The sequence below is a fragment of the Brachybacterium sp. AOP42-C2-15 genome, assembly GCF_052377065.1.
In the GTDB taxonomy this organism is placed as follows: Bacteria; Actinomycetota; Actinomycetes; order Actinomycetales; family Dermabacteraceae; genus Brachybacterium.
The window spans coordinates 90,740-102,636 of record NZ_JBQSWK010000016.1 but is presented as its reverse complement, the minus strand read 5'-3'; the positions used below and the strand labels follow the sequence as shown (position 1 = coordinate 102,636).

Sequence of the window (11,897 nt, the reverse complement as noted above, 5' to 3'; positions counted from 1 at the left end):
CGTAATTGCGGGCAGAGCCCGATCATTCCGCGGCGTCGAGCTCCAGATCCACCATGAGCTCAGCAGCGATCGTCTCGAGCGCCTCACGGACATCGCCCTCATCGGCCGCGGCGGGCAGTCGCAGCTCGGCCTCCGCCTCGAAGAGCATGCCCCCGCCCTCCGGGGCTTCCCGGGTCCAGCTCCGCAGCCCGTCGATGGTGGCGCCCTGCGAGCGCAGTGCGGCGGTCACCTCACGGACCATCCCGGTGCGGTCCTGGCCCAGCAGATGCAGGCGCAGCGCCCGGTGAGGGCTCCCGGCGGGGCCGTCCGTCGTTCCCGCGGTCGCCTCCACCGCGAGACCGACCTCGTCGGCGAGTGCGGGGAGGGACTCCAGGAAGGCGCCGACGCGCTCATCAGGGAGGTCCACCTGCACGATCCCGGCGAACTTCCCCGCGAGCAGGGCGAGCTGGCTGTCGACCCAGTTGCCTCCCTGCTCGTCGACAGCAGCGGCGAGGGCTGCGACGAGGCCCGGGCGGTCGTCTCCGATGGCGGTCAGCAAGTAGGTCGTCATGCGCCCAGAGTAGCGCTCGAACCGGAGGCGGACCATGGAGTCCGTGATCAGACCCCTGATTTGTAGAGCCCATAGGTGTAGGCGTCGTAGATCGCCTCCCACGAGGCTTCGATGACGTTGGGGCCCACGCCCACGGTCTGGAACTCGAGCCCCCGCCCGGAGGTGCGCACCAGCACCCTGGTGGTGGCGTCCGTGCCGTGCTGGGCATCGAGGATGCGGACCTTGAAGTCGCGCAGCTCGAAGTCGTCGATCTCCGGGTGGTGCTCGCGCAGCGCCGCCCGCAGGGCGAGGTCCAGAGCGTTGACGGGTCCGTTGCCCTCGGCGATCGCGACCTCGCGGCGGCGGGGGCCCTCGCCTCCACCGACCAGCTTCACGGTCGCCTCGGATTCGAGGGTGCCATCGCGTCCGAGCTGCGAGGTGGCCCGCCAGGACTCCACGGTCGAATAGCTGGGTGCCCGCCCGAGCTCGTCGAGCAGGAGCAGCTCGAAGGAGGCGTCCGCGGCCTCATAGGAGTAACCGACCGACTCCCGCTGCTTGACGGTCGTGGCCAGGCGGGAGAGCAGCTCCGGGCGGTCGGCCAGGTCGAAGCCGAGCTCACGACCCTTGAGCTCGATGGAGGCGCGTCCGGCCATGTCGGAGATGATCATGCGCATGTCATTGCCGATCGTCCGGGGATCGGTGTGCTGATAGAGATCCGGATCGACCTTGATCGCGCTCGCATGCAGGCCCGCCTTGTGGGCGAAGGCGCTCGTGCCGACGTACGGGGCCCGCGCGTTCACCAGCATGTTGACGATCTCGCCGATCGCGTGGGCGATGCGGGTGGTCTCGGCGAAGTTCTCCGCCGGGACCAGGTCCATCCCCATCTTCAGCTGGAGGTCGGCCATGAGGGTGACCAGGTCGGCGTTGCCGGTGCGTTCACCGTAACCGTTGATGCAGCCCTGGACGTGGGTGATCCCGGCGCGCACCGCGGAGATCGCGTTCGCGACCGCGCAGCCGGTGTCGTTGTGGGTGTGGACGCCGAGTCGGGCGTCGTGCGCGCCGGCGGCCGCCAGCCGCTCCCGGAGCTCCTCGATGATCTCGGTGACCTGGTGCGGGAGCATCCCGCCATTGGTGTCGCACAGGACCATCACTGCGGCCCCGGCCTCGTGGGCGGCGAGCAGCACGGAGGTCGTGTACTCGGGGTCGTGCAGGAAGCCGTCGAAGAAGTGCTCGGCGTCGACGAACACCTCGCGGCCGAGCCCCACCAGGTGCTCCACCGTGTCCCGCACCATCGCGAGGTTCTCCTCGGCGGTGGTGCGCAGGGCGCCGGTGACGTGCCGGAGGTCCGACTTCGCGACCAGGGTGATGGTCGGGGCGCCCGAGTCCACGAGTGCCGCCACCTGGCGGTCCTCCCCCACTGCGACCCCGGCCTTGCGGGTCGCGCCGAAGGCGGCGAGCCGGGCGGTGCGCAGCTCGAGCTCGACTGCGGCACGGGCGAAGAACTCGGTGTCACGCGGCACAGCACCGGGCCATCCGCCCTCGATGTAGGTCACCCCGAGCTCGTCGAGATGGCGGGCCACGGCCAGCTTGTCCGTGACCGAGAGGGTGAGCCCCTCCTGCTGGGAGCCGTCACGCAGCGTCGTGTCGTAGAGGTGGAAGGCCTGGATCGGCGTCGTGGCGGGGCTGATCGTCATCGTGCGCTCAGACCAGCCGGGTCAGCCAGCTGTGACGGTCCGGGATCCGGCCGTACTGGATGTCGGTGAGCTCCTTGCGCAGGGCCAGCGTGACCTCGCCGGAGCCACCGTCCCCCACCGTCCAGGAACCGCCGTTGGCACGGAACTCCCCGATCGGGTTGATGACAGCGGCGGTGCCGCAGGCGAACATCTCGGTGATCTCGCCGCTGCCGAGCTGCTCGAGCACCTCGCTCATCACCAGGCGCTGCTCGATCACCGTAAGGCCGCGATCCTCCGCGAGGCGCAGGATCGAGGAGCGGGTGACGCCCTCGAGGATCGAGCCGGTCAGCGCCGGGGTCAGCAGGCGGCCGTCCCGGGTGATCGCGAAGACGTTCATCCCGGAGAGCTCGTCGATGCTGGTGTGGGTCTCGGAATCGAGGAAGAGCACCTCGTCGGCCCCCTGCTCGGCGGCCTCGTTCTTGCCCAGCAGCGAGGAGGCGTAGTTGCCGCCGCACTTCGCCGCGCCGGTGCCGCCGGCTCCGGCGCGCGCGTACTCATCGGTGATCCACACGACCAGCGGCTGCACGCCACGCGGGAAGTACGGGCCGGCCGGGGAGGCTATCACGTAGTAGTCGACCGTGCGGGAGGCCCGCACGCCGAGAAACTCCTCGCTCGCGAACATGAAGGGCCGCAGATACAGCGACTCCTCGCTGGTGGCCTCGGGCACCCAGGGCTCATCGGCCGCAGTGGCGGCTTTCAGCGAGGCCAGGAAGTCCTCCACCGGCAGCTCGGGCAGCGCGAGCCGACGTGCTGAGCGCTGCATGCGTTCGGCGTTGGCCTCGGGACGGAAGGTCCACACCGAGCCGTCGGCATGGCGGAAGGCCTTGAGGCCCTCGAAGATCTCCTGGCCGTAGTGGAGCACCGCCGCGGCCGGCGAGAGCTGCAGCGGGCCGAAGGGCACCACCTCGGCGTCGCCCCAGCCACCGTCCGCGGTCCAGCGGGCGTGCACCATGAAGTCGGTGTAGTGCTGGCCGAAGCCCGGATCGGCGAGGATCTGCGCGCGCTCGTCGTCGCCGACGCGGCGAGTGGTGCTGGTCTGGGTGAAGTCGAGCGCGCTCACGGGATTCTCCTCGTTGCAGGGGGCAGTGTCAGTGTGTCAGGGTCCGGCGCTCAGCGCCCGGAGATCGCGGCGACCAGGTCGTCGCCGATCTGCGCAGTCCCACGGGCGGAGAGCTCCTCGGAACCGGCACGGGCGGCGAGGTCGTTCTCGACCGCGGCACGCACGGCGGCGGCCGGCTCGACATGCCCCAGGTGGTCCAAGAGCAGCGCGATCGAGAGCACCGTGGCGGTGGGGTCGGCGAGATCCTTGCCGGCGATGTCGGGGGCCGAGCCGTGGACCGGCTCGAACATCGAGGGGAAGGCACCGGTGGGGTTGATGTTGCCGCTCGCCGCGATGCCGATCCCGCCGCCGACGGCAGCCGCGAGGTCGGTGACGATATCTCCGAAGAGGTTGTCGGTGACGATGACGTCGAAGCGGGACGGATCGGTGACCAGGTAGATCATCATCGCATCGACGTGGGCGTAGTCCACCTCGACCTCCGGATGCTCGGCGCCGACCTGCTCGACGATGCGGCGGTAGAGGTGACCGGCGTGGACCAGCACGTTGTGCTTGTGGACCAGCGTGAGCTTCTTCCGGCGTGCCTCAGCCTGCGCGAAGGCGTAGCGCACCACGCGCTCGACACCGACGGCGGTGTTGAGGGAGACCTCGGTGGCGACCTCGAGCTCCGTGCCGGTGCGCAGCGAACCGCCGTTGCCGACGTAGGGGCCCTCGGTGCCCTCGCGGACCACTACGAAGTCCATCTCCCCGGGATCCGCCAGGGGCGAGACGACGCCGGGGTAGAGCTTGGTGGGGCGGAGGTTGACGTAGTGGTCGAAGGCGAAGCGGAGCTTGAGCAGCAGGCCGCGCTCGAGCACGCCCGAGGGCACGCCGGGATCGCCGACGGCACCCAGCAGGATCGCGTCGTGCTCCGCCAGCCGCGCCATGTCCTCGTCGGTGAGGGTCTCACCGGTGCGATGCCAGCGGCCCGCGCCGAGGTCGAAGTCGGTGGTCTCGACGCTGACGCCGGCGGGCTCGAGGGCGGCGCGCAGGGCGCGCAGTCCCTGGGGGACGACCTCCTGGCCGATGCCGTCACCCTCGATGACGGCGAGCTTCAGGACGGATGACAGGGCAGGGGCGCTGGGGGTGCTCATGGCAGGACTCCGGTTCTTCGGGAAGCGATCAGTAGACGAGGTCGACGGCGTGGATGGACCGTGCGTCGATCGTGGCGCCGAGCTCCTCGGCGAACTCGCGGTCCACGGACTCGTCGAGGTTCAGGACCACCAGCGCCTCGGCGCCGCGGGTGCTGCCGGCGCGGGAGACCTGCATGCCGGCGATGTTGATCCCGGCCTCGCCGAGACGGAGCCCGTACTTGCCGATCAGGCCCGGGCCGTCCTCATAGCGGATGATCAGCAGGTGGTCGCTCATCGCGACATCCAGCGCATGGCCGAACACCTCGGTGAGCTTGTGCTCCTGCTCGACGCCGCTGAGGGTGCCGGAGACCGTGACGACGGAGCTGTCGCGCAGGGTGCCGCGCAGGGTGACCACGTTGCGGAAGCGCTCGGAGTTCTCGTCGGTGACCAGCTTCACGGTGATGCCGCGCTCCTCGGCGAGGACGGGTGCGTTGACGTAGCTGACCTGCTCGGTGACCACGGAGCGGAACACTCCGCGCAGGGCGGAGAGCTTCAGAGCGGTGACGTCGTGGGTGGCGATCTCGCCGTGCACTTCGATATCGAGCAGCTCGGGAGCCTCCCCGGCGAGGGCTGTGAACAGCTGGCCGAGCCGGTCGGCGAGGGCGACGCCCGGACGCACCAGGTCGTCGATCGCGCCACCGGCGACGTTGACCGCGTCGGGGACCAGCTCGCCGGCCAGGGCCAGGCGCACGGACTTCGCGACGGCGACGCCGGCCTTCTCCTGGGCCTCGACGGTCGAGGCGCCCAGGTGCGGGGTGAGGGTGACGGTGTCGAGCTCGAGCAGACGCTTCGCGGTCTCGGAGGCCGACGGGGGCTCGGAGGTGTACACGTCCAGTGCTGCACCGGCGATGCGGCCGCTGCTGAGCGCGTCGAACAGCGCCTCCTCGTCGATCAGACCACCACGGGCGGCGTTGACCACGTGCAGGGAGGGCTTGGCGAGCGCGAACTGCTCGGCGCCGATCAGGCCGGTGGTCTCGGGCGTCTTCGGCATGTGGACGGTGACGACGTCCGCCTCGCCCATCAGCTCGTCGAGCTCGACCACGCGAGCCCCGAGCTCGGCGGCCCGGGCATGGTTGACGTAGGGGTCGTAGGCCAGCAGGTTCACACCGAAGGGGCGCAGCCGTTCAGCGACTAGCTGGCCGATGCGGCCGAAGCCCACCACACCCACCGTCTTGCCCAGCAGCTCGACGCCGGTGAGCTGCTTGCGCTCCCACTTCCCGGCCTTCACCGAGGCGTCGGCGCGACCCAGATTGCGCATCGAGGCCAGGATCAGCGCGACGGCGAGCTCGGCGGCGGAGGTGATGTTCGAGGTCGGAGCGTTGATGACCATGACGCCCGCGCTGGTGGCGGCGGGCACGTCAACATTGTCCAGACCCACACCGGCTCGCGCGACGACCTTCAGCTGCTTCGCCGCGGCGTAGACCTCGGCATCGACCTGGGTCGCGGAGCGGACCATCAGGGCGTCGGCCTCCTGGACCGCCGCCAGCAGGGCGGGGCGGTCGGTGCCGTCCACATTCCTGACCTCGATGTCGGGCCCCAGGACCTCGACGGTCGCGGGCGACAGCTCTTCTGCGATGAGCACGACGGGACGCGTCACGGGAACTCCTCCGGTAAGGATGGTTGTCGTCGCACGCATCCTCGGGGGCGACGGGTACCGGGACAGCTTAAACCGCTGTCCGCCATGCGGTCATGCCTGTCAGGATGCGAGACGCCGTCAGGGTTCACGGCGGAGACCAGCTCAGCATCACGGCCTCGATCTCCACGGTCTCGAGGTCCTCGTTCTTGGTCCCGTCCTCGAGGCCCGCCCGGAATTCTCGGCTGCTACTGCTCGTACGCGATCGGGGGTGCTGGGGGCGTCGGCACCGGAGTCCCCAGTTCACGCCTGCTGAGAGGCCTGCGGAGCTCCTCTATCGCTTCGACGACGCGCTTGGATGCCCCACCGCGGACGCCTCCGAAGACCGCCTCCGTACGTGCCGCGTACGGCTCGGGGACACGGAAACCCTGTTCAGCGACCTCCGCGCCCTCGGCGATCACCCCGGCGACGTCGCCGACGACCGGACCGAATCCGAACCCTTCATAGTCGAAGTACCCGGGGCGACCGATGTGCCCTCCACTGAGGAAGTCACCCCTATCGAACTGGAAGTAGATCACGGGTCGCTCCGCCACGGCTGCATCAAAGGCGATGGATGAATAGTCCGTCACCACGACCGCCGCGCCCGCGATCATCTCCTGCACATCCGCCTCCGCATAGGAGACCACTCGCACGTGGGGCGGAAGATCGAACCCGCCCAGATATGGCTCCAAATTCGGGTGGGGCATGAATACGATCTCCACAGCGTGCCGGTCGCCGAGTCCCTGAAGTTCCTGCGACGAGGCGAGAGACCTCCACTCTGTCGCGAACTGAGACTCGAAGAACAGTGGGTTGAGGGCTCGCTCCCCCGTCCCCGCCTTCACGGCGCCGGAGAAATACGCACGCCAGGTCGGCATCAGCAAAATGTGCTTGCGTGAACTGCGCTGGTCGCTCACGCGAGATATCTTGACGAGTCGATCATGGCGCGGGAAGCCCGTCCGGACCACTTCTTTCGTCGTAAAAATGTAATTCGAACCATCTCCCGCTATCGAATCCCTCTCATCCCGGGACGCCGTCACCACGAGGTCCACGGTTTTCGTATTCAGCCAGCGGGACAGGTCTGCTTGCGTCACACCGTGCTGCAGGAAGACATATTTCCATCGCCAACCGCCTCGCCGCGCGAACGGCTCCACCACGTACTGGTCGATATGGGAGGAGATCATATGGGTCGCATTGAGGCAGAGAATCATCCAGAGCAGGCTGCCGTGCGGGATCAGGCGCTTGAAACCTTCAGCGCGGAGCCTGTCCCAGTCGGGCGATCCCTTCTTCACCACGAACCAGGCATTTATTTCTCGACGGCTCGAGCGGAGGTACCGAAAGAGATGCTCTGCGTTGTCGTGCGCGTTCTGGCTGCGGTCCATGAGCACCCAGGCGTCGCGGAACATTTTCTTGAACGGCGGCCTGACCGCGAGCATCTCTGCTCGTCTCAACTTCTTCTGGCCATCGGTCAGCTTCTGCTTACGAGTCTTCGAGTGCCGGGAGACTTCGATGACGTTCGCGGCGCCGCGCTGGTCCTGCTTGCGCATCCGACGAACCTGCGCAGGCCGCACAGCAGTCATCGCTCCGCCGGGCCATTGCGAGGTGAGGGGGACCGACTGCCCATCAAGACGGACGCTCAATGTCCCGTTCAGCGGAACCCACAGCACGCGCTCGTGCAGCAGGGTGCGTCGCAGGTACGTGAAGTCGCGCGTCTTGGCATGGCGGGGCTCGACGGGTCGACCGCCGACGCGAATCTCTTCCTCCGGTGATGCTCCGGTGAAGTGATACACGAGTTTGACGAGACCCTTCTCCTCGTCGACTCCATCGATGACTACTGCATCCCAGCGCCACGGATGCTCTGCATAGCCATGCACCATCGCCTCCCGCTGCGCGGTCGTCCGCTTGACATCGGAGTATCCCTCGATGTTCATCGGATCAAGCATGCGCAGGGCAGCGCCTGCGAGCTGATGGTAGCGATCGCACGTCTCGAGGCTCAGCGGACGATAGGTCCCGTGGAGCGCGTCCTCGTTGCGGTAGATCCACGTCAGGTCATAGATCACCTCATACTGCACCCAATCCGGAACACGGCCCTTCCGCTCGATGGCGTGATGGAGGAGGTCCAGGGTGCCGAACTCAAGGACGTCCGTGTACCTACGAGGGTCAGTCTTGGCGTTCTGCATGGTCGAGCTGCCGTCGCCGCGACGCCGATAGTGGTACTGCGCGGTGTCCAAGAAGGCGACGACGGGACGGTCGAATTCGAGAAGGTACTTGGCCAGCAGATGCGCATCTTCGAACACCGGCCGCACTCGGACATCAAAAAGGAGATCAGCTTTCCGGAGCACGTCGACGCGGAGGCACGAAGACGCCACATGCATGTGGAAGTTCCGCGGGTACCGTTCGAGATCGACGCTCCGGTTCCCGCTCGCGAATCGGAACCTCAGCGCATGGCTGTCCCCTCTGTCGGGTTCGTCCTCCCAGTAGTCGATGTGGTGCCCCGCCACCAGCTCGACATCGTCATCGCTCTCCAGATACTTCGAGATCTCTGTGAAGAACGCTGCGTCGAGGAAGTCGTCAGGATCGGTGAACGTCACCCAGTCCTCATCCTGCAGGTGACCGATTCCCGTGTTGCGCGCCGCTGCTTGACCAGCGTTCTCCTGGTGGATCACCTCGACCCGGATGTCGGTGAGGCGCGCCCACTCCTCGCAGAGCGCCTCGGAGCCGTCGAGCGATCCATCATTGACCAGAACAACCCGTATCCGGTCATGCGGATACGTCTGGGCATCCAACGACGCAAAGTACTCCGGCAGGTACGAAGAGACGTTGTAGACGGCGGAGATGATGGCAAAACGTGGATGTGGCATTGACTCTCTTCGGAACGCGCGGCGATGGGGTCCTTGGTCGTCGACATGGCGGAGGCCTCATGTCATGGAGAACTACGTCCTGCACTCGAAACGAGAAGGTGCGGGAAAATAATTGTCCAGGAAGGCTTGAACGAATCTGTCAGGAATGGGCCTCGCCCCCGGCACCGGCGCATCATTCACACAGATGGCATCCCGATCGCGCTTCTCAGAGAAACCGTTGAATACTGGGATGAATGAGTCGTCCAGGACGTTCAGATAGGTGTATCTCAACTGGCCGGGCACTGCGCGGGCCGTCGACTGCGCATAGTAGTGATGCAGCTGGTCAGCGACGATGTCATCGTGGTGGCGGAACTGCGACCTGGTGGTCATCTCGTACGCCTCGTCGAAGAGCTCCTCCAGCTCGTACAGCACGCTGCGGAGCATGGGATGGGGGGTGTGCTTGATGGCGCGGGAGACGTTGACCCCAGTCGCATCCACCATGAGCTGCCGGATATTCGCTGTGATGTTCAGATGCGGCTCGTGCTCCACGGAGGGATCGATGAAGGGGCGGCGATTGTTGGACGGTGAGACGAGCGCGAGCCCGGAACCGGTGAAGAACTGCTCCGGAGTGACGGGGCGCGTGAGCATCACGTCGTCATTCATGTAGAGGAAATGCTCGCTCAGCCCCTCAATATGGTGGAGCCTGCTGATGATGGCATTCGAGTTGAACACCGGCAGTCGCCCATCGTCCGGAAAAATATCCCGGTGGTCGACGATCGTGATCTTCGCGTCCTCGCTGTCCAGCCATGCTGGCTGCTGCTGGTCGGTCACCAGATAGACGTGACGCACCCACGGCGCGAAGTCGTCGAGCGATCGCAGCGAGTATCTCAGCTCATCGCGCGATCGAAAACGAGCAGGATCAGTAGCTTCTGCGTGGAGCTCGGGCGAGTCCTCTGCTCCGGCAGTCCTCGCCTTCCGAACGAGCCACGCAGGGTCGGAGCCGTCGACCCAGGTATAGACCACGTCGATCGGGAACCTGACGTCATCCAGCATCGGTTGCAAGAAGACTTGCGGGATCTTTACGTCACGGCCGTCCCGCTCAGCGGTGACCAGGCGGGACGCTTCCGCTCCCAGGGTTCGAGCTGCCCTGTTCTCGCGCGGCGCCGTCACAGTGTCATCGACCGGGTCGGTCTCCCAGAATTCGATATCGCAGCCGTAGGCTAGAGCCAGTTTTCGGTCGCTTCCATCGAACATGAGGCACTCTGAGATGCGCCAGACGCCGGAGTCATCGAGACCGTCTTCCCAGCGCACGATTCCTCCGAGTGCGTATTCCGACCCCTTGGACAGTGCATCCGTGATCCGCAACGCGGCTCCGTGGGCGCTGTCCTGCGCACCCTTCTCCAGGGCCGCTCGAACCTGTGCTCTTGAATCGAGGTGCACCGCGATGACGCGCCGCCCCCGGTGGCCCACCCCGTCGACCCACCACCACGGGATACCGGCTCTCTCCAGCAGGTCGACGACGAGCTCGAAGTTGCGCGCGTACACCTCGCGGTCGAGCATGGCGGGGACGCGATGCCAGTGGGCGCTGCGGTACGTGACGAGGTCCGGACCGATCATCGAAGAAGGCACGGATCTCGAAGAGCGCACGGTCGTGGCAAGAGATCTGGAGCGCTGCACGGATCGTTGCACCGCGTTGCGGGTTGTGCGCGCCGCGTCCCATGCCACGGTGTCGCGCACGGGGTCCATCAGTCGGCTGGATCGCACCCGCTCGAACAGGTTCATCGCCACGACTACGTCTTCTCTCGCTCCACTCGGCCCGATGCGGTCAGCATGGGGATCGATCGTCTCCACGTTGCTGATACCCGTCGATCGTAAACGTTCACCGGGAGTTCATTCCGCATTGACCTCCCCCGGCGCGGTGCGGCGGCAGAACAGTTCGACGGGTTGCACGGTGCGCATATGCGAACGGCGGGCGCACCCTGAGGGAGCGCCCGCCGTCGCGGCAGAAGAGGTCGATCAGCGCGCGGCGCTGCCCTCGGTGTAGTCCGAGTCGACAGCCTGGGCGCTCCAGGAGAACATCTTGCGCAGGTCCTTGCCGACAACCTCGATCTGGTGCTTCGCCTCGGTCTCGCGGAGCTCCTTGAACTCCGGCGCGCCGGCGTCCTGATCCTCGATGAAGCGCTTGGCGAAGGCACCGCTCTGGATGTCCGCGAGGACGTCCTTCATGGCCTTCTTGGTGTCGGCCGTGACGACGCGCGGGCCGGAGACGTAGTCGCCGTACTCGGCGGTGTCGGAGATCGACCAGCGCTGCTTGGCGATGCCGCCCTCGAACATGAGGTCGACGATCAGCTTGAGCTCGTGGAGCACCTCGAAGTAGGCGATCTCCGGCTGGTAGCCCGCCTCGGCGAGGGTCTCGAAGCCGGCCTGGACCAGGTGGCTCATGCCGCCGCAGAGCACAGCCTGCTCACCGAAGAGGTCGGTCTCGGTCTCCTCGGTGAAGGTGGTCTTGATGACGCCGGCGCGGGTGCCGCCGATGCCCTTGGCGTAGGAGAGCGCGAGGTCCCAGGCACCGCCGGTGGCGTCCTGCTCGACCGCGACGATGTCCGGGATGCCGCGACCGGCGACGTACTCGCGGCGCACGGTGTGGCCGGGGGCCTTCGGAGCGATCAGCAGCACGTCGACGCCCTCGGGGACCTCGATGTAGCCGAAGCGGATGTTGAAAGGGCATCCGCGTCCTTCACCGCTGCCAGCAGGGCGGGGCGGTCGGTGCCGTCCACATTCCTGACCTCGATCTCGGACCCCAGGACCTCGACGGTCGCAGGTGACAGCTCTTCGGCGATGAGCACGACGGGACGCGTCACGGGAACTCCTCCGTTAAGGATGGTTGTCGTCGCACGCATCCTCGGGGGCGACGGGTACGGAGACAGCTTGAACCGCTGTCCGCCATACGGTCACAC

7 protein-coding genes and 1 pseudogene are annotated in these 11,897 nt (G+C 66.8%); all 8 read right to left on the bottom strand.

Going from position 1 to position 11,897, the window contains the following annotated elements:
• Positions 1–22: 22 nt before the first annotated feature.
• Positions 23–550, bottom strand: coding sequence for a glycine cleavage system protein R (locus tag ACT3SQ_RS10815; RefSeq protein WP_442332907.1), 528 nt, complete (start codon positions 548–550; stop codon positions 23–25).
• 47 nt (positions 551–597) lie between these two features.
• Complete coding sequence (cimA, locus tag ACT3SQ_RS10810; RefSeq protein WP_442332908.1) at positions 598–2,223, bottom strand: citramalate synthase; 1,626 nt, start codon at positions 2,221–2,223, stop codon at positions 598–600.
• Positions 2,224–2,230: 7 nt separating this feature from the next.
• Positions 2,231–3,322 carry a branched-chain amino acid aminotransferase gene (locus ACT3SQ_RS10805; RefSeq protein ID WP_441446256.1) on the bottom strand — a complete coding sequence of 364 codons (1,092 nt, stop codon included), beginning with the start codon at positions 3,320–3,322 and terminating at the stop codon, positions 2,231–2,233.
• Between the two features lie 50 nt (positions 3,323–3,372).
• Positions 3,373–4,452 (bottom strand): 3-isopropylmalate dehydrogenase, encoded by a 1,080-nt coding sequence (locus ACT3SQ_RS10800; protein ID WP_441446255.1) that lies wholly within the window; start codon positions 4,450–4,452, stop codon positions 3,373–3,375.
• Between the two features lie 28 nt (positions 4,453–4,480).
• Entirely contained in the window at positions 4,481–6,088 is a 1,608-nt protein-coding gene (gene serA, locus ACT3SQ_RS10795) for a phosphoglycerate dehydrogenase (RefSeq protein ID WP_441446254.1), read from the bottom strand.
• A 224-nt stretch (positions 6,089–6,312) separates the two neighbouring features.
• Complete coding sequence (locus ACT3SQ_RS10790; RefSeq protein ID WP_444502806.1) at positions 6,313–8,961, bottom strand: CDP-glycerol:glycerophosphate glycerophosphotransferase; 2,649 nt, start codon at positions 8,959–8,961, stop codon at positions 6,313–6,315.
• Between the two features lie 72 nt (positions 8,962–9,033).
• Positions 9,034–10,722 (bottom strand): Stealth CR1 domain-containing protein, encoded by a 1,689-nt coding sequence (locus ACT3SQ_RS10785; RefSeq protein WP_444591997.1) that lies wholly within the window; start codon positions 10,720–10,722, stop codon positions 9,034–9,036.
• 234 nt (positions 10,723–10,956) lie between these two features.
• Positions 10,957–11,661: pseudogene (ilvC, locus tag ACT3SQ_RS10780) on the bottom strand (ketol-acid reductoisomerase); the annotation flags it as partial.
• Positions 11,662–11,897 lie beyond the last annotated feature (236 nt).